Origin of the sequence: Erwinia phyllosphaerae (assembly GCF_019132875.1) — a bacterium.
Classification (GTDB): Bacteria; Pseudomonadota; Gammaproteobacteria; order Enterobacterales; family Enterobacteriaceae; genus Erwinia; species Erwinia phyllosphaerae.
The window spans coordinates 85,869-103,297 of record NZ_JAHSPF010000003.1 but is presented as its reverse complement, the minus strand read 5'-3'; the positions used below and the strand labels follow the sequence as shown (position 1 = coordinate 103,297).

The 17,429-nt window shown below is 54.8% G+C and carries 15 protein-coding genes; 5 read left to right on the top strand and 10 right to left on the bottom strand.

Annotated elements, in window-relative coordinates; translation table 11 throughout:
* From lolE to lolC, 3 genes are read right to left on the bottom strand one after another with little or no spacing between them, the layout of a single operon-like run.
* Window positions 1-1,245 carry a lipoprotein-releasing ABC transporter permease subunit LolE gene (gene lolE, locus KUE00_RS06255; RefSeq protein ID WP_246758803.1) on the bottom strand — a complete coding sequence of 415 codons (1,245 nt, stop codon included), beginning with the start codon at window positions 1,243-1,245 and terminating at the stop codon, window positions 1-3.
* On the bottom strand, window positions 1,245-1,949 hold the full coding sequence (lolD, locus tag KUE00_RS06250; RefSeq protein ID WP_246758801.1) for a lipoprotein-releasing ABC transporter ATP-binding protein LolD: 705 nt from the start codon (window positions 1,947-1,949) through the stop codon (window positions 1,245-1,247). The genes lolE and lolD overlap by 1 nt, the downstream gene beginning before the upstream one ends.
* Window positions 1,942-3,141: a lipoprotein-releasing ABC transporter permease subunit LolC gene (gene lolC / locus KUE00_RS06245; RefSeq protein WP_246758800.1), complete on the bottom strand. Its 1,200-nt coding sequence runs from the start codon at window positions 3,139-3,141 to the stop codon at window positions 1,942-1,944. Before lolC ends, lolD begins: the two co-directional genes overlap by 8 nt.
* A 256-nt stretch (window positions 3,142-3,397) precedes the next feature.
* Between lolC and KUE00_RS06240 the strand changes: the two genes are divergently transcribed.
* On the top strand, window positions 3,398-3,607 hold the full coding sequence (locus KUE00_RS06240; protein WP_246758799.1) for a hypothetical protein: 210 nt from the start codon (window positions 3,398-3,400) through the stop codon (window positions 3,605-3,607).
* 77 nt (window positions 3,608-3,684) lie between these two features.
* Complete coding sequence (mfd, locus tag KUE00_RS06235; protein ID WP_246758798.1) at window positions 3,685-7,131, top strand: transcription-repair coupling factor; 3,447 nt, start codon at window positions 3,685-3,687, stop codon at window positions 7,129-7,131.
* Window positions 7,132-7,185: 54 nt separating this feature from the next.
* Here the strand turns inward: mfd and gvpU are convergent, their stop codons facing one another.
* Together gvpU and KUE00_RS06225 are read right to left on the bottom strand one after the other, a co-directional pair.
* Window positions 7,186-7,611 carry a gas vesicle accessory protein GvpU gene (gene gvpU, locus KUE00_RS06230; protein ID WP_246758797.1) on the bottom strand — a complete coding sequence of 142 codons (426 nt, stop codon included), beginning with the start codon at window positions 7,609-7,611 and terminating at the stop codon, window positions 7,186-7,188.
* Window positions 7,612-7,804: 193 nt separating this feature from the next.
* Entirely contained in the window at window positions 7,805-9,037 is a 1,233-nt protein-coding gene (locus tag KUE00_RS06225; RefSeq protein WP_246758796.1) for a sensor domain-containing diguanylate cyclase, read from the bottom strand.
* 208 nt (window positions 9,038-9,245) lie between these two features.
* Here KUE00_RS06225 and KUE00_RS06220 point away from each other — a divergent pair, with 208 nt between their 5' ends.
* Window positions 9,246-10,136 carry an oxidoreductase gene (locus KUE00_RS06220; protein ID WP_246758795.1) on the top strand — a complete coding sequence of 297 codons (891 nt, stop codon included), beginning with the start codon at window positions 9,246-9,248 and terminating at the stop codon, window positions 10,134-10,136.
* 110 nt (window positions 10,137-10,246) lie between these two features.
* On the opposite strand, the gene KUE00_RS06215 is transcribed toward KUE00_RS06220, so the two are convergent.
* From KUE00_RS06215 to KUE00_RS06205, 3 genes are all read right to left on the bottom strand, one after another.
* Window positions 10,247-11,278 (bottom strand): methionine synthase, encoded by a 1,032-nt coding sequence (locus KUE00_RS06215; protein ID WP_246758794.1) that lies wholly within the window; start codon window positions 11,276-11,278, stop codon window positions 10,247-10,249.
* A gap of 29 nt (window positions 11,279-11,307) precedes the next feature.
* Window positions 11,308-12,285, bottom strand: coding sequence for a DUF1852 domain-containing protein (locus tag KUE00_RS06210; protein WP_246759287.1), 978 nt, complete (start codon window positions 12,283-12,285; stop codon window positions 11,308-11,310).
* Between the two features lie 375 nt (window positions 12,286-12,660).
* Entirely contained in the window at window positions 12,661-13,323 is a 663-nt protein-coding gene (locus KUE00_RS06205) for a glutathione S-transferase family protein (protein ID WP_246758792.1), read from the bottom strand.
* A gap of 115 nt (window positions 13,324-13,438) precedes the next feature.
* Between KUE00_RS06205 and KUE00_RS06200 the strand changes: the two genes are divergently transcribed.
* Entirely contained in the window at window positions 13,439-14,332 is an 894-nt protein-coding gene (locus KUE00_RS06200; protein ID WP_246758791.1) for a LysR family transcriptional regulator, read from the top strand.
* A 430-nt stretch (window positions 14,333-14,762) separates the two neighbouring features.
* Here KUE00_RS06200 and KUE00_RS06195 read toward each other — a convergent pair whose 3' ends face one another.
* Entirely contained in the window at window positions 14,763-15,617 is an 855-nt protein-coding gene (locus KUE00_RS06195; RefSeq protein WP_246758789.1) for a LysR family transcriptional regulator, read from the bottom strand.
* A gap of 74 nt (window positions 15,618-15,691) precedes the next feature.
* Between KUE00_RS06195 and KUE00_RS06190 the strand changes: the two genes are divergently transcribed.
* Window positions 15,692-16,615: a DMT family transporter gene (locus tag KUE00_RS06190; protein WP_246758788.1), complete on the top strand. Its 924-nt coding sequence runs from the start codon at window positions 15,692-15,694 to the stop codon at window positions 16,613-16,615.
* 29 nt (window positions 16,616-16,644) lie between these two features.
* Here KUE00_RS06190 and KUE00_RS06185 read toward each other — a convergent pair whose 3' ends face one another.
* Entirely contained in the window at window positions 16,645-17,364 is a 720-nt protein-coding gene (locus tag KUE00_RS06185) for an SDR family oxidoreductase (protein WP_246758787.1), read from the bottom strand.
* Between the last annotated feature and the right edge of the window lie 65 nt (window positions 17,365-17,429).

Sequence of the window (17,429 nt, the reverse complement as noted above, 5' to 3'; positions counted from 1 at the left end):
TTACTGCCCACTCAGCACGCGAGCCGGGTCGATGCGGCTGGCGCGCCTGGCGGGATACCAGCTGGCAATCAGGCTCAGCACCAGCGATGTCACCAGCACGATAGCCACATCCAGCCAGTGAACCTCTGACGGTAAGAAATCGATAAAATAGATATCGCCGGAGAGGAAATGATAGCCGGTCAGGGTTTCAATTCCGTGGATAAGCGGCGTCAGGTTATAGGCCGCCAGCACGCCGACTACCACGCCACTGACGCTGCCCAGCAGACCCGCCATCAGTCCGTACCAGACAAAAATCGCGCGGATCAGTCCGTCTTTTGCGCCCAGCGTACGCAATACGGCGATATCGCCGCTCTTGTCCTTGACCGCCATTACCAGCGTCGACACGATGTTAAAGCAGGCCACGCCAATCACCAGCACCATCGCCAGATACATAATGGCGCGGATCATCTGGATATCGCGGTACATATAGCCATAGGTACCAATCCAGCTGCGAATATAGACGTAAGAATGCGTAACTTCGCCCGCGTCCCGCACCAGCTTCTGTGCGGCGAAAGGATTGGTCATCTTCAGCGCGATGCCGGTGACGCTGTCGTTCATCGCCAGATAGTCCTGCGCATCCTTTAGCGGCACCAGCGCCAGGCTGTGGTCCAGCATGCCGCTCAGCGCCAGAATACCGCTAACCTGTAGCCGCACGCGTTTGGGTTGCAGCAGCTTGTGCTCGGTATCGCTGTTGGGGATCATGATGGTTAGCCAGTCGCCCTGCTTTACCTTCAGGCTGTTGGCGACGCCCTGCCCCAGGATAATCTGCTGCTTGCCCGCGCTGAAGCTTTGCCAGGCGTTGTTTTGTACATAGGCCGGGAGCGCGCTGAGCTTCGTTTCCTGCTGCGGATCGACGCCTTTAACCTGAATCGCCTGCAGCTTCGCGCCGCTTTCAATCAGGCCAGTGAAGTTAATATAAGGTGCCGCCGCCGCGATACCCGGTACCTGCTCAACCTTTGGCAATAGCGTCTGCCAGCCGGTAAAAGGCTGATTAACCGGCTCGATTTCGCCGTGCGGCACCACCGCCAGAATGCGATTATTAAGTTCGCGTTCAAAGCCGTTCATCGCGCTCAGCCCGACAATCAGCACCGCCACGCCCAGCGCGATACCAACCGTGGAAATCACCGAAATCAGCGACACCATGCCGCCACGACGGCGCCCGCGGCTGAAGCGCAGGCCCAGTAGAAGAGAAAGAGAACTTGCCATTACGCCATGCCCGCCAGCGTCAGCTCTTCACTGAGTACGCCGTCACGCATCTCCATCTGGCGGTTCAGCCTTTTAGCCAGATGCAGATCGTGTGTCACTACCAGGAAAGCGGTGCCCTGACGCACGTTCAGTTCGCCCAGCAGATCGAAAATGGCGTCCGCGTTACGCGCGTCCAGGTTGCCGGTCGGCTCGTCCGCCAGCACTAAACGCGGATTATTCACCAGCGCACGCGCTATCGCCACGCGCTGACGTTCGCCGCCGGAAAGCTCGGAAGGACGATGCGCCGCCCGTTTTTCCAGCCCGACCGCGCGCAGCATTTCAATGGCTTTCTCTTCTGCCTGCGCCTTGCTGGCTTTGCCAATCAGCAGCGGCATCGCCACGTTTTCCAGCGCGCTGAAGTCCGGCAGCAGGTGGTGAAACTGATAAATAAAGCCCAGTTCGCGGTTGCGCAGCTCGGCTTTCGCCGCCGAAGACATGCCGTTCAGCGATTTACCGTTAAACACCACGTCGCCCGAAGTTGGCGTATCCAGACCGCCCAGCAGGTGCATTAAGGTACTTTTGCCTGAGCCGGAACTGCCGACAATCGCCATCATTTCGCCGGGTGCCACGCTGAAAGAGACGTTGCGCAGCACGTCAGTCTGGACGCTGCCTTCCTGATAGCGTTTGCACAGGTTGTCGCACTGCAACAGGATGTTGTTACTCATAACGTAAAGCCTCAGCGGGTTGAACGGCGGCCGCGCGCCAGGAAGGATAAAGGGTAGAAAGCAGCGCCACGGCCATTGCCACGACGGCGATGGTGGCTACCTGCACGCCGGAAATGTCGACGGGCAGCGCCGCGCCGTCAAGGAAAGCGCCAATCAGCGGCATCAGGTTGTTGAGCTGGCTGGCCAGCAGCACGCCCAGCAGTGCGCCAAGCAGCGCGCCGACCACGCCCGCCGTTGCGCCCTGTACCATAAACACCAGCATAATCTGGCGGCGCGTCAGGCCCTGGGTTTGCAGGATCGCCACTTCGCCCTGCTTTTCCATAATCAGCAAGCCAAGCGAGGTAATGATGTTGAACGCCGCGACGGCGACAATCAGGCTAAGCAGCAGCCCCATCATATTTTTTTCCATTTTCACCGCCTGGAACAGCTCGCCTTTGCGCTCGCGCCAGTCTTTCCATACCAGACCGGCAGGCAGCTTTTGCCCGCTGAGCGTATCGACCTGCAGCGGCTTATCCAGCCACAAACGCCAGCCGGTGATATGGCCTGCCGGATAGCGCATCAGCCGCGAAGCATCCTGCTGGTTGAGCAGAATCTGGTAGCCGTCTACTTCGCTGTTGGCGGCGAAGGTGCCAATCACCGTAAACAGGCGCTGGCTTGGCAGGCGGCCCATTGGCGTGAACTGGCTGGCGGAAGGCACCATCAGACGAACCTGATCGCCCCGCTTCAGGCCAAGCTGCTCTGCCAGCTGCTCGCCAACGATAATGCGGTACTGATTGGGCTGTAGCTCGCTTTGCTTAACGTTAACCAGAAACGGCGTCAGCGGATCCGGCTCGTCGGGGTTAATCCCCAGCATGACGCCGACGCCGACGCTGCGCGCGCTTTGCAGCACCGCGTCGCCGGTGGTCAGCGGCGTGACGCGATCAACGCCCTGTAGCTTCAGCGATGCCGCAGTAACCTGTTGCGGATCGAGAGAACCTTTTTCGCTGGTGATCAGCGCCTGGGGCATCAGGTTTAAGGTGTTTTTTTCCAGCTCGTGTTCAAAGCCGTTCATCACCGACAGCACGGTGACCAGCGCCAGCACGCCGAGCGTGATGCCAATGGCGGAGAGCCAGGAAACAAACCGCCCGAAGCGGTCCGATGCTCGCCCACGCATATAGCGCAGGCCGATAAATAACGCGACAGGTTGATACATGTTATCCGTCTTTTGGCGGTAATAAGGCAAAAAGTGATCGAAGATGATAAAGGTTAGCCCGGCGTTATGGAACCTCTAAGCCGCTGACTCTTTTACTAAGTTTTATGATCCTCGAGGCTTGCCGCACTTCGTGGCGAAATATCACACGAAAAACGACCGTTATTTACCCAATTGTTACGCAGGAAACGGCATAAACTTACCTTATCCCCCGGGGGAAAACTTTTGGGCAACGTGAGTAAAGGCGGGAGCAGGCATAATGTCAAGATATCCTAAAGGCAGTATTGTCAGGCATAAAACTGGCGAAATTAAAGGGTTAGTGGTCAACGTCTTCGAACAGGGCGACGCGCCCGCGGGCTATTACGTAAAGTGGGACGACGGCAACCACAGCTATCACGGCGAAAAAGAGTTGATCTGGGCAAACATTGACCGGCCCAGAATGCACTACACGCAACAATCGCCAAAATAGAGGTATACTCGGTTAGCCGAACAGGAAACGTCTCGTTTCCTGCTCTCCCTTTTTGTGAAGAGACCGACTGACTGATTATGCCTGAACATGCCCGATATAACCTGCCAGCAAAAGCAGGCGACCAGCGTCAGCTGGGACAACTCACCGGTGCCGCCTGCGCGGTAGAAAGTGCTGAAATTCTCGCGCGTCACGGCGGCCCAGTGATGCTGATTGCACCGGATATGCAAAACGCGCTGCGTTTGCAGGATGAAATCCGGCAGTTTACCGACGAGCCGGTAATGACCCTGGCCGACTGGGAAACGCTGCCTTTTGACAGCTTTTCGCCGCATCAGGAAATTATCTCTTCACGTCTTTCGACGCTTTATAACCTGCCGACGCTGACAAAAGGCGTGCTGATCCTGCCGGTGAATACGCTGATGCAGCGGGTCTGCCCGCACAGCTTTCTGCACGGTCATGCGCTGGTGATGCGTAAAGGCCAGCACCTGTCGCGTGATGCGCTGCGCGCTCAGCTGGAGCAGGCTGGCTACCGTCATGTCGATCAGGTAATGGAGCACGGTGAATATGCCACGCGCGGCGCGCTTCTGGATCTCTATCCGATGGGCAGCGAACAGCCCTACCGCATCGACTTTTTTGATGATGAGATCGACAGCCTGCGCCTGTTCGACGTTGACAGCCAGCGCACGCTGGAAGAGGTAGAGGCGATTAACCTGCTGCCCGCCCACGAGTTTCCGACCGATAAAGCAGCCATTGAGCTGTTCCGCACGCAGTGGCGCGAACACTTTGACGTCAGACGTGAAGCTGAACATATCTATCAGCAGGTGAGCAAAGGCACGCTGCCTTCTGGCATTGAATACTGGCAGCCGCTCTTTTTTGAGCAGGCGCTACCTTCGCTGTTTAGCTATCTTCCTGCCAATACGCTGTTGATTAATACCGGCGAGCTGGAAAGCGCGGCGGAGCGCTTCTGGCAGGAAGTGATGGCGCGTTTTGAAAATCGCCGTGTCGATCCGATGCGGCCCTTACTGCCGCCGGAAAAACTCTGGCTGCGCACCGACGAACTGTTTGGCGAGCTGAAAAAGTGGCCGCGCGTCCAGCTGAAAAGCGACGAGCTGGCAGAAAAAGCGGCCAATACCAATCTGGGCTATCAAAATCTGCCCGATCTGGCGGTGCAGGCGCAGGCAAAAGCGCCGCTGGGCGCGCTGCGGCAGTTCCTGGAGAATTTCAGCGGCCCGGTGATCTTTTCGGTAGAGAGCGAAGGCCGCCGCGAAGCGTTACAGGAGCTGCTGGCCCGCATCAAGCTCACGCCGAAAACCATTCACGCCTTAAATGACGCGCAAGAACCCGGCGCTTATCTGATTATTGGCGCCAGCGAGCACGGCTTTATCGACAGCCTGCGCAACCGGGCGCTGATTTGTGAAAGCGATTTGCTGGGCGAGCGCGTCAGCCGCCGTCGTCAGGATAGCCGCCGCACCATTAACCCGGACGTGCTGATCCGCAACCTGGCGGAGCTGCATCCTGGCCAGCCGGTGGTGCATCTGGAGCACGGTGTTGGTCGCTATATCGGTCTGACCACGCTGGAAACCGGCGGCATTACCGCCGAGTATCTGATGCTGGCCTATGCCGGAGACGCTAAGCTTTACGTGCCGGTTTCTTCTCTGCATCTGATCAGCCGCTACGCTGGCGGCGCGGACGAAAATGCCCCACTGCACAAGCTGGGCAGCGATGCCTGGTCGCGCGCGCGGCAAAAAGCGGCGGAAAAAGTGCGCGACGTGGCCGCCGAGCTGCTGGATATCTATGCCCAGCGCGCGGCTAAAGCGGGCTTCGCCTTTAAGCACGATCGCGAGCAGTATCAGCTGTTTTGCGACAGCTTCCCGTTTGAAACCACGCCGGATCAGGCGCAGGCGATTAACGCGGTGCTCAGCGATATGTGCCAGCCGCTGGCGATGGACCGGCTGGTCTGCGGCGACGTGGGCTTTGGTAAAACCGAAGTGGCGATGCGCGCTGCCTTCCTGGCAGTGGAAAACCACAAGCAGGTTGCCGTGCTGGTGCCAACTACCCTGCTTGCCCAGCAGCATTACGATAACTTCCGCGATCGCTTCGCCAACTGGCCAGTCCGCATTGAGATGCTTTCCCGCTTTCGCAGCGCTAAAGAGCAAACGCAAATTCTGGAAGAAGCTCGCGAAGGCAAAATTGATATTCTGATCGGCACGCACAAGCTGTTGCAGAGCGAGATTAAATGGCGCGACCTGGGGCTGCTGATTGTCGATGAAGAGCACCGCTTTGGCGTGCGTCATAAAGAGCGGATTAAGGCGATGCGTGCCGATGTCGATATCCTGACGCTGACCGCCACGCCAATCCCGCGTACGCTGAATATGGCAATGAGCGGCATGCGCGACCTGTCGATTATCGCGACGCCGCCAGCGCGTCGTCTTGCGGTAAAAACCTTTGTCCGCGAGTTCGATAATCTGGTGGTACGTGAGGCGATCCTGCGCGAAGTGCTGCGCGGCGGCCAGGTTTATTATCTTTATAACGATGTGGAAAACATTGAGAAAGCCGCGAACCGCATTGCGGAGCTGGTGCCGGAAGCGCGCGTTGCTATTGGTCACGGCCAGATGCGCGAACGCGACCTGGAACGGGTGATGAACGATTTCCATCATCAGCGTTTTAACGTGCTGGTTTGTACCACCATTATTGAAACCGGTATCGATATTCCCACGGCGAACACCATTATCATCGAACGAGCCGACCACTTTGGCCTGGCGCAGCTGCACCAGCTTCGCGGCCGCGTGGGCCGTTCACACCATCAGGCCTATGCGTGGCTGTTAACGCCGCATCCGAAGTCGATGACTACCGATGCGCACAAGCGTCTGGAAGCTATTGCCTCGCTGGAAGATTTGGGCGCGGGTTTTGCGCTGGCAACGCACGATTTAGAGATCCGTGGCGCGGGCGAGCTGCTGGGTGAAGATCAGCATGGCCAGATGGAAAGCATCGGCTTCTCGCTTTATATGGAGCTGCTGGAAAACGCCGTCGACGCGCTGAAGGAAGGTCGCGAGCCATCGCTGGAGGATTTGACCAACAGCCAGACCGATATCGAACTGCGCATGCCTTCGCTGCTGCCGGACGATTTTATCCCGGACGTAAATACGCGCCTGTCGTTCTACAAGCGGATTGCCAGCGCGCAGCAGGAAGGCGAGCTGGATGATTTGAAGGTCGAGCTGATTGACCGCTTTGGTCAGCTGCCGGATGCGGCGCGCAACCTGCTGGACATTGCCGCGCTGCGCCTGATGGCGAAAAAGATTGGTATTCGTCGCGTCGAGGCCAGCGAGAAAGGCGGTTTTGTCGAGTTTGCCGAGAAGAACAAGGCCGATCCAGGCTGGCTGATTGGCCTGCTGCAGAAGGAGCCGCAGAACTGGCGGCTGGATGGCCCCACTAAGCTGAAGTTCACGCGCGAGCTTGCTGAACGCAAGTTGCGCATGAAGTGGGTACGTGACTTTATGGCACAGCTGCTGGAAAACGCGGCCGCCTGAACCATCACCGTTTCAGTACGTTAATAACGGCTGAAACGGTGCTTTCCCGGCTCATCAGTCGTTAGTCGAAATACCCAACATAAAGCCGTCGATCTCTTCTATTTTGATCCTGAGCAGGCCATTTTTATGGTGTGAGAACTGCTCGGAACCGAGGCGAAAAGAGACATCTTTCAGATGCAGAAAGTTAAGCGGCACGGAAGCATCATCATCTTCCGGCGTGTAATAGGCTTCGCCGGTGCGTTTGAAATAGTTGGCAATCGCCTGTTCTACCGTGCCTTCCTCAACCTTGCCAAAAAACTCGGCGATTTGTTCGTAATATTCCTTGCCGGAAATGGTATTTCCCGTCACCAGCGCCCCTTTAACAAACAAGGTAACGCCCAGGCCTACGCCAAATTTGCTGGCGATATTGGCGATAAAATTCAGATCGGCATCGCGCATTTTACTGGCGAACACGTTAGTCATTTCACTCTGTTCAGACATGATTATCTCCTTGCCTTATGGAAGCGATACATCAGCTTGAGTAATGAGTTTAGTGGATAACGGGTCGCTGACCACTGCCTGCTGCGAGTTTTACCTCCGGGCCGTGCCTTGTGCGCTATTTCAGGGGGGGGGAGAAACTGAACGGGCGATATGCTGCTGAAGGCTACCGCTAACGACGTGCCTGAACGCCAGATCAGAAAAACTGATATGACCCATCACGTCGTGCTTTCGCCTGGTACATCGCTATGTCGGCATGCTCAAATAAACTTTTAACCGATGCCGTCCCGGGCCGCGCCAGGCTAATACCTATCGCCGCCCCGATCCGTACTTCCTTATCATTAAAGACAAAAGGCTCTTTCAGGCTGTCAATGAGGCGCTGGGCGATGGCGGACGCTGCCTGCCGATTGCTGCACCTGGCTGCCACTACAAACTCGTCGCCGCCAAGGCGTGCCACAGAGTCGCCCGGGCGCATGCAACCTTGTAACCGTTCGCTTACCTGTTGCAGCAAGGCATCTCCCGTCGCGTGTCCCATTGAATCATTCACGGCCTTGAAGCCGTTCAGATCGATAAACAGGACCGTGGTGTAGGCCAGATTGTCATGCTGCGCCAGCATTTCGCTAATCTGGTTGTTGATCCAGGCCCGGTTAGGCAAGCCGGTCAGCGTATCGCGAGTTGCCAGTTTCTCAAGCTCCTGCATCTTTTTCTTATCACGGGTAATGTCGCGAGAAACCAGCACTGCGCCAATATTCTTGCCCGTAGAAGGATTCCTGACGCCGCAGGCCTTTGTGCCAAGCGTAATATAGTGACCGTCGCGATGTAGCTTGCGTACCTCGACTACGTCCGGCAACGTGCCGCCGTTGAAGACATGTTGCAGTGCCTCCGTCGCGGGTGCCTGGTCATCGGGGTGCAGGAAATTGACTACCAGTTGACCCACCACCTCATCGGCTGACCAGCCTATCATTTCGCTATAGGATGGCGAGATAGAAACGTATCGGCCATCTTTATCGCAATGGGCAATCAGGTCGGTGCTGTTTTCAATCAGCAGACGATATTCCGCCGCCGTGCGCAGCGCATCCTCAAGAGCTTTGCGCGGCCCGGTGATATCAAGAATAAAGCCGCTATACTGTTTTTCCGATGCTCCAGGTTGACTATCCGGCAAGCCGGAAAGGATTACACGCCGCGTGGTTCCGTCCAGACAATGGATAGGTATTTCGATATGAAAAGGCGTCACCCGTTCCAGCGCCGCCGTCAGCTGGAGCGCGATATTGGTATCATCGTCAGCCTGTGCCAGCCTCAACCATGTACTTAACGTGACGCCTTTCAGTGCGGGCATCAGGCCAGCCGGATTTTCCTGGCTGGTGACGCATACGCCCTGGCTATCCGTGGACCAGACGGCGGAAAGAGCGGGTTTGTTCACAGTGATCATGGTGGCCGGTCCCATTGTTTACTGAAGCGCCAGCCTGTTCGGCAGCCGTTTCTGTAGTGCTATCTTGCCCGCAAAATGCACGAGGCATTATCTATAACGAGATTCAAGGTCAGAAGTAGTAGCCTACGTATATCGGCAAACCGGCCTACAAACTTTAATGGACCTTAACGTATGGTATGTAACCACGCTGACTTCAGGAGGACTTATTATGTCTGACCGCCCGACAATTGCGCTCGTTGGCCCCGGTGCGATAGGTACTACCATCGCCGCCGCGCTTCATGAAGTTGGTCGCACGCCGATACTTTGCGGACGGACCGCGCATTCGCAATTAGTTTTGCATCACGATAAGGGAGAAGTAGTCGTGCCAGGCCCGGTCCTGAATAACGCCTCTATCGTCACCCATCCGATAGAGTTGGTCTTTGTGGCAGTAAAAACTACTCAGGTAGCTGACTGCGCAGACTGGCTGGCCGCGTTATGCAATGAAAATACCGTAGTCTGTGCCCTGCAAAACGGCGTGGAGCAGAAAACCCAGCTGGAACTCTACGTTAACGGGGCAACGGTACTGCCTTCCGTAGTATGGTTTCCGGCGCAGCGCGAGCCTGATGCTTCCGTTACCCTTCGCGCCAAACCGCGTTTGACTCTGCCCAGTTTACCGCAGGCACAACGTGTCGTAGATGCGCTTGACGGCACGCGCTGCACGGTGGAGTTGTCGTCAGATTTTCTCTCCATTGCCTGGCGAAAACTGCTACAGAATGCGGCGGCAGGTCTGATGGTGCTGGCAAATCGCCGCTCGGGGATGTTTTCACGCACGGATATTACCTCACTGACCCTGGCTTATCTGGGGGAATGTCTGACTGTCGCGCGAGCGCAGGGTGCAATACTTCAGGATAACGTTCCACAGGAGATCGTCGAGGGTTTTCAGCGTGCGCCTGCGGATCTGGGTACTTCTATCCTCGCCGACCGCCAGGCTAACCGCCCGCTGGAGTGGGATACACGCAACGGCGTTATTCAGCGTTATGGTCGCTCACTGAGTATTCCAACCCCCATCAGTGACATCGTTGTCCCCTTGCTGGCGGCTGGCAGTGAGGGGCCGGGTTAAATCCTTTTACCCGTATTTGCTGCCATCAACCCTGGTAAGCTATAAAAAAAGCAGGACGACCGTATCAGCCGCCCTGCTTCGAACTCTGTTTCAGAAGGGATTAACCCGTCTTATTTTGCCAGCAACTCTTTGCGAACGATTTCCGCGCCTGCACTCAGGGCATTCAGCTTGCCTCTCGCTACATGGCGTGGCAGCGGAATCATGCCGCAGTTAGTGCAAGGATAAAGCTTGTCGGCGTCGACAAACTGCAGGGCTTTACGCAGCGTTGCGGCGACTTCTTCCGGGGTTTCAATGTTATTGGTTGCCACGTCAATGGCACCAACCATTACTTTCTTACCGCGAATCAGCTCAATCAGCTCCATTGGCACGTGCGAGTTCTGACATTCCAGCGAAACAATATCGATATTAGATTTTTGCAGCTTAGGGAAAATCTCTTCATATTGACGCCATTCTGAACCCAGCGTTTTTTTCCAGTCCGTGTTGGCTTTGATGCCGTAGCCGTAGCAAATGTGCACGGCAGTTTCACACTGCAGGCCTTCGATAGCTCTTTCTAACGTTGCGATACCCCAGTCGTTGACTTCATCAAAGAAAACGTTAAAGGCAGGCTCATCAAACTGGATAATATCGACACCGGCGGCTTCTAATTCTTTGGCTTCCTGGTTAAGGATTTTAGCGAATTCCCAGGCCAGCTTTTCACGGCTTTTATAGTGACCGTCATACAGCGTATCGATCATGGTCATCGGACCAGGCAATGCCCATTTGATCGGCTGTTTGGTTTGCTGACGCAGGAATTTGGCGTCTTCAACAAAAACCGGCTTGCGGCGCGCAACATCACCAAACACCGTAGGCACGCTTGCCTCATAACGGTCGCGGATTTTAACGATTTCGCGCTTCTCAAAATCAACGCCGTCAAGGTGTTCAATAAACGTAGTGACAAAGTGCTGACGCGTCTGCTCGCCATCGCTAACGATATCAATACCGGCCTGCTGCTGGTCGTCCAGGCACAGGCGCAGCGCATCTTTTTTACCGTCGACTAATTCATCACCCTGCAGTTTCCAGGGTGACCAGAGCTGCTCTGGCTGAGCAAGCCATGATGGCTTAGGTAAGCTGCCGGCAGTAGAAGTAGGTAATAATTTTTTCATCGCAGGTGACCTTATATTTTTTTGGTTAATCAAGAAACGGAACGTGCAAACCACTGCTCAAGAAGAGTCTGGTACGGTTTGATAAAGTGCTCTTCAGTAAACTTCCCTTGTTCTACTGCCAGATGGCTGCGTTCTTCTCGATCGTAAACAATTTGCGTTAAGGAATAATCCTGATAATTCAGATCCGGGCGGTACTCTTTTCCTGCCGCGGAATTGGCGTTGTAAATTTCTGGCCGATAGATTTTCTGAAAAGTTTCCATCGTGCTGATAGTCCCAATCAGTTCAAGATTGGTGTAATCGCTGAGCAGGTCGCCAGAAAAATAGAAAGCTAAAGGCGCCACGCTATTGGCCGGCATAAAATAGCGAGCCTGCAGGCCCATTTTGGCGAAATAGCGGTCGGTCAGAGAATATTCATCCTGCTGATATTCAATGCCCAGCACGGGATGCGTATTACCGGTACGGTAATAGGTATTTTTGCTGGAAACACTCAGGCAGATAACCGGCGCTTTTTTGAAGTTTTCTTTGTAAACGTCCGAGTTGATAAAGCTTTTGAAGATATTCCCGTGCAAATCACCAAAATTATCCGGCGTGCTGAAGGCAGACTGATTTTTGTTGTGCTCTGACAGCAGTACGCTGAAGTCATAATCCCGCACGTAAGAGGAGAAGTTATTGCCCACAATGCCGTCAATGCGTTGGCTAGTTTTTTTATCAACGATATTGGTTTTCAATACTTCAATGACCGGGAAGGCTTTACCCGTGCCTTCAATGTCCAGCCAGGCGGAGATGATGTCCAGCTCAACGGCATAACGGTCTGCTTTAGGGTTATCCCAGTGCGCCAGAGAGTTGAAACGATTGTTCATCATCACTAAGGCGTTGTGCAGGTTTTCCTGACGTTTCTCACCCCTTGCCAGGTTCGCAAAGTTGGTGGTGATACGCGTATTTTCGGAAGGGTTGTAATTTTCGTCGAAACGAAGGCTCTTAATGGTGAAGCTAAATGCGTTAGTCATCGTCATCCGGTATCCTGATATCTGTTATAAACCTGATTCTGTTGCTTGCTGTCAGGACATCCTGATGTTCTTTGCAGGCTTTCTCATTCAGTTGTGTTTATGTTATCTGTGTTAATAACTATGCATACTTTATGCCTGAGTCACAGAATGAAAAAAAGTGATTTAATTTCAACGAACATGAGAGAAATTCATGTTGCGTCGGGCAGATGATGAAAATGATGACGGGCGTGGCCGGATGGTCGCCTAAGCAGGCATGCTTTTAGCAGAACAGCAGGCACCCTGCTTTGAACACCGGATGCCTGATAAGAGATAACTTCCCGAACGCCAGGCTATTTCCGGCATTCTGTTTTGAGCATACCCAGGCTTGAGGTTGCTTTAAAAGTTTGACGCGTTCAAAACGCCAGCCATGCGTTTTTCTACTTCGTCACGCGTCGATTCCCACGCGGGCACGGTCTCCAGTAGACGCTGCTGCCAGGCTATCAGCCCAGGAAACTCGTCAAACGGCGCGCCGGTGCGTTTGTATTGCGAAAAAGGTGCGGCGATATCAATATCGGCAAGCGTCAGCGCATCGCCAACAATGAACTTTCGGTTTGCAAGATGCTCATCCAGAACCTTTGCCGCGCTACGAATATTGCTTATCGCCAGCTGGGTAATCGCTTCGTCCTTTGGCTTATCCATAAAGGTTTCCCCGGCCCACGCATCGAACAGCAGAGTAGAGAATATCCGCCATTGCTCACCGGACCAGAACATCCATTGTAATACTTCCCACTTCTCTGACGGCGTGCGGCCAGTCAAACTGGAATCTGCTTTGTCGGCCAGGTAGAGGTTAATGGCTGACGCTTCCCAGATAATGGTGTCGCCGTCCTGCAATACGGGAGAAAGACCGTGCGGGTTTAGCTTCAGAAACTCGGCCGTATGGCTTTCTCCTTTGAACAAGTCGATATTCATACGTTCGATATTAATACCCATAACCGCAGCGGCGGTTGTGACACGTCGGAGGCTGCCTGAACCAGGGTCGCCGTAAATTTTGATGGACATAATTTCCTCATGGATCGGTGATTGTTAACTCAACCTGTAGTGAAGGATCCACGTTAAACTTTTTCTTCTGGTAAATGTATACTGCGATTTTGCAGAACACTTATCTGGAATATAAATGAATGACCGCTGGCTTGAGATAGAGGTTTTCACCCGTGTTGCAGAGGCGGGAAGCTTTTCCCGTGCCGCCCAGGAGCTTGGGCTGTCACAGCCTTCAACTTCTCGTATCATCACCGGGCTGGAAAAGCGTCTGGGCGTGAAGCTCTTGCTGCGCACGACCCGCAACATGGCGTTAACTGAAGCGGGTGCAGTGTTTCTGGAAAAGGCTCGCCAGGCGGCTGCCGATTTAGAAGAGGCCGAAGATGCGGCTCGGGGAGTTGATTCTCTGCGGGGAACTGTTCGCCTGGCAGTACCCGTAATGTACGGTACCAGAGCGATCATTCCCGCCTTACCGGCTTTTCTCGAACGCTATCCCGATCTGCGGGTTGAAATTACCATGCGGGACGAGCGGCAGAACCTGGTGGCTGCCGGCATTGATGTAGCCATCCGCATGGGCGACCTTGAGGATTCTACCTTTGGCGCAAGGCAAATTGCCTCCGTGCCGCGAATGTTAGTGGCCTCACCAGCCTATCTCGCCAGGAAAGGCGTGCCCAGAGAGCCGGAAGAACTCGCTTTTCACGACGCGATCCTGCACGAGTTGAGCTTTCCTGAAAAGAGCACGCTAAAACTGTTTAAGGCAGGTGCAGACCAGGTTGTAACGCTGCGTGGACAAATCAAAATTGATGCGGCTCCGGGTATTCTGGCGGCTGCAATGGCAGGTTTGGGCATAGCCAACGTGACAACGGTCATGTCCGCACAAGAGCGAAGCGACGGCAGCCTTGTGCAGCTATTACCAGACTATGAGCTTGAGCCTTTAAAGGCGTATGCCGTTTTTCCTGCTGGCCCCAGGCCATCGGCTAAGGTACGGGCGCTGGTCACTCACCTTATCGCCGCCTGCGGGAAGAGTTTATAGCTTCACAATGGGTTTAGCGGAAACGAAGATATGTTAAATTTAGGTTATTGAAACCTGTAACGGAAAACATATCGTGGAATGGTTTAGTCAGGACAGATTTGATGTGCGCCTGGAATGGGGTTTATCTGCCATTGATTATCTGGCTAAAGACGCTGACTGCGCGGTAATCGTCGACGTTATGTCATTCTCCACGTGCGTTAGTCTGGCTATTGATAATGGTGCTCGTATCTATCCCTGGCCGTGGAAAGATGGCTCTGCCATCGAATACGCTATAAAAATTGGGGCGAAGACAGCCAGTCCGGACAGAAAATTCCATAGCAAGGGGTACAGCCTGTCACCGGTTTCTATACGGAGCATAAGCGATGGCGAAAGCCTGGTACTTCCCTCTCCTAACGGTTCCGCAATTTCCTTTATAAGCGGTGGCCCCCGCCTACAACCGAAACGATTGCTGTATCGCGCGCGCCAACAGTTCAACGGCCTCTTCCCCGCGAGATGCAGCGTTGCGCATAAATACGATGTCATGGTCTGGAATAACTGGCATATCTTCGAGGATATTCATGCGCCCGGTAACCTTGCCACGGTCAATAAGGCTGACGGCTAAGCCTGCTTCCACGCATGCTTTAATTGCCTGATTTGAGGGACTTTCAAGCACGATGCGCGAACGCCGACCTGACGCTTTGAGCGATTCAATCATCGCTTCACGGTAAGGGCAAGACTCGGCGTGGACGGCCAAAGGAAGAGGATCGTCAAGCGCCACGGCTGTACTCTTTGGGCCGACCCAGACCGGCGTAGTTGACATTAACAGTTGGGTATTCGGGCCAATAAGCCCTTTGCACTGGGCCACTATGGCCGTCTGCAATTTGGCACGCTGCACCCAGTCTCGTAATACATAACTCGGCCCCGTTTTCAGCTCCAGCACAACGTTTGGCCAGGCTGCGGTAAAAGTCGGCAAGATATCCTGTATGACCCTGATCGCGTATTCATCAGGTACTCCCAACATGATCCGCCCGGTGAGGTTAGTGCCGTGCAGATCGGCTAAAACCTGATCGTGCGTGCGTAACAGCCCGGCGGTAGCGCTTAACAGACGCTTCCCCAGCGCCGTGAGAGAAACTGACTGGTTATCGCGATTCAGCAGTCGGCCACCCGCTACCGCCTCAAGCCGCTGAATATGAACGCTCACCGCCGCAGGGCTTTTATGCAGCTGTTCGGCTGCCGCGCTGAACTTGCCGCTGCGAACCACGGTATGAAAGGTACGTAACAGCTCGATGTCAAGAATGGCGGCCATGATTTAATCCTGATGAACAACTGCTTCATATTATTTTGATTTACCAGATTACACCTGCCCCGTAGCCTTTGAGAATGAAAACAACAATCCAGCTTCAACCCGCTAAACCGTCGTGCCGCAACTGGCGTCAGGCCCTGCCGCTGCCTTTACTTGAGGCAGGGCTGGTGCTGACCTGGAGTTCGGGATTCGTTGGCGCGCGCTTCTCCATCGATTACGCCCCGGCGTTACTTGTGGTGTTCTGGCGTAGCGTGGTGGTCTCTCTTTTCCTGCTGCCCTTTGTCTACAAACAACTAAGGACCACACCTTTTCTTATCCTGCTGAAAAATGCCGGGACAGGCTTGCTGGCAATGGCCGGGTATATGACCGGCGTGACGCAAGGCATCGCGCTCGGCGTTCCGGCCGGTCTTGTCGCTCTGTGCGCAGATCTGCTGCCGCTGGGTATGGCGCTGCTGGCGGCGGTGTTTCTCGGTGAGCAGTTAGCGCGCCAGGTCTGGCTGGGGCTAATCGTCGGATTGGCTGGAGTGATGTGGGTGATGCAAAGCGTGCTGGGGCTGGGCAACGCGCCGCTATGGGCCTACGGCTTGCCGGTGGCGGGCATGCTGTCCCTTGCCGTAGCGACGTTGTGGCAGAAACGCATCGGCTCTTCACAATCAATGGGCCTAATACCCAATCTCTGGCTACAGTGTTTCGTTTCAAGTTTCGCATTCGCCGCCATACAGGGTAGCCAGGGTAGCCTGGCACCGATCTGCAATATGGGCTTTGCTCTGAGCGTGCTGTGGACAGTCACCCTGTCCACTTTTGGCGGCTACGGTCTGTATTGGGTCTGCCTGCGACGAAGCTCCCCGACCCGGGTTGCCAGCGTACTGTATCTTAGCCCGCCGATCACCCTGGTCTGGGCCTGGGCCATGTTTGATGAGCCTCTGTCCTGGCAGATGGCGTCCGGGATGGCAATTTCTGCGGGCGGCATCTGGCTGATAATACGTGCCGGGGATCGATGATCTAATCCCGTTCGCCTGAGAGCAAAGCTTCACAAAAAAGTCAGATTACCCACCGATGCACCACCGTCGACATACAGCGTCTGCCCCGTCATAAAAGCAGCTTCTTCGGACATAAGAAAAGCAGCCGTTGCCGCAATTTCCTCGGGTTTACCAAACCTCTTCATAGGTACACCGGCAAGGTAACGCTTTTCCCCTTCGCTACCGGGAGGATTATTTTCCCGAAACAACGTCGTCTCGGTAGGCCCTGGCGCGACCGCATTCACCGTTATTCCCGTTTGTGCCAGTTCCAGCGCCCAGTTGCGGGTGAAGCTGATTAACGCTGCTTTTGCAGCCGCATAAGCCGTACGCTCAACGCTTCCCAGCACCGTAAGGCTGGAAATATTCACAATGCGCCCCCAGCCCCGCTCTTTCATCCCGGCAAGGATCGCCTGAGTACCTTGTAAAGCCGGATAAAGATTAACCCGCATGACGTCGTCAAACGAGGATAAATCGATCTCCCCCAGGCGCTGCGGCTTGACCAGCCCAACGTTATTTACGATGCCGTCAAAGGCGAAGCGAAGGCTCAGTTGCTCAAAGGTCTTTTGAGTGGCGGCGACGTCTGCAAGATCGGCGTTAACCAGCGTGCCGGGGAAGTTATCGACCGCTCCGCGTGCCAGGCCGACCACCTGATGTCCCGCGTCGGCGAGGCGCCGGGCAAGCGCCAGCCCAATGCCTTTACTGGCACCGGTAATTAAAAAAGTTCTCTGCATTATTTACTCCGGTTAATGATCTCTGGGTCTTCTCGCCAGAGAGGGAAATAGCATTACAGTCCACA

Excerpts from the sequence above, each read along its gene's own strand:
- KUE00_RS06215 (WP_246758794.1), bottom strand. The coding sequence starts at position 11,278 with ATGAAAAAATTATTACCTACTTCTACTGCCGGCAGCTTACCTAAGCCA.
- KUE00_RS06210 (WP_246759287.1), bottom strand. The coding sequence starts at position 12,285 with ATGACTAACGCATTTAGCTTCACCATTAAGAGCCTTCGTTTCGACGAA.
- KUE00_RS06220 (WP_246758795.1), top strand. The coding sequence starts at position 9,246 with ATGTCTGACCGCCCGACAATTGCGCTCGTTGGCCCCGGTGCGATAGGT.
- KUE00_RS06195 (WP_246758789.1), bottom strand. The coding sequence starts at position 15,617 with ATGGCCGCCATTCTTGACATCGAGCTGTTACGTACCTTTCATACCGTG.
- KUE00_RS06190 (WP_246758788.1), top strand. The coding sequence starts at position 15,692 with ATGAAAACAACAATCCAGCTTCAACCCGCTAAACCGTCGTGCCGCAAC.
- lolC (WP_246758800.1), bottom strand. The coding sequence starts at position 3,141 with ATGTATCAACCTGTCGCGTTATTTATCGGCCTGCGCTATATGCGTGGG.
- KUE00_RS06240 (WP_246758799.1), top strand. The coding sequence starts at position 3,398 with ATGTCAAGATATCCTAAAGGCAGTATTGTCAGGCATAAAACTGGCGAA.
- gvpU (WP_246758797.1), bottom strand. The coding sequence starts at position 7,611 with ATGTCTGAACAGAGTGAAATGACTAACGTGTTCGCCAGTAAAATGCGC.
- KUE00_RS06200 (WP_246758791.1), top strand. The coding sequence starts at position 13,439 with ATGAATGACCGCTGGCTTGAGATAGAGGTTTTCACCCGTGTTGCAGAG.
- lolE (WP_246758803.1), bottom strand. The coding sequence starts at position 1,245 with ATGGCAAGTTCTCTTTCTCTTCTACTGGGCCTGCGCTTCAGCCGCGGG.
- KUE00_RS06185 (WP_246758787.1), bottom strand. The coding sequence starts at position 17,364 with ATGCAGAGAACTTTTTTAATTACCGGTGCCAGTAAAGGCATTGGGCTG.
- mfd (WP_246758798.1), top strand. The coding sequence starts at position 3,685 with ATGCCTGAACATGCCCGATATAACCTGCCAGCAAAAGCAGGCGACCAG.
- lolD (WP_246758801.1), bottom strand. The coding sequence starts at position 1,949 with ATGAGTAACAACATCCTGTTGCAGTGCGACAACCTGTGCAAACGCTAT.
- KUE00_RS06225 (WP_246758796.1), bottom strand. The coding sequence starts at position 9,037 with ATGATCACTGTGAACAAACCCGCTCTTTCCGCCGTCTGGTCCACGGAT.
- KUE00_RS06205 (WP_246758792.1), bottom strand. The coding sequence starts at position 13,323 with ATGTCCATCAAAATTTACGGCGACCCTGGTTCAGGCAGCCTCCGACGT.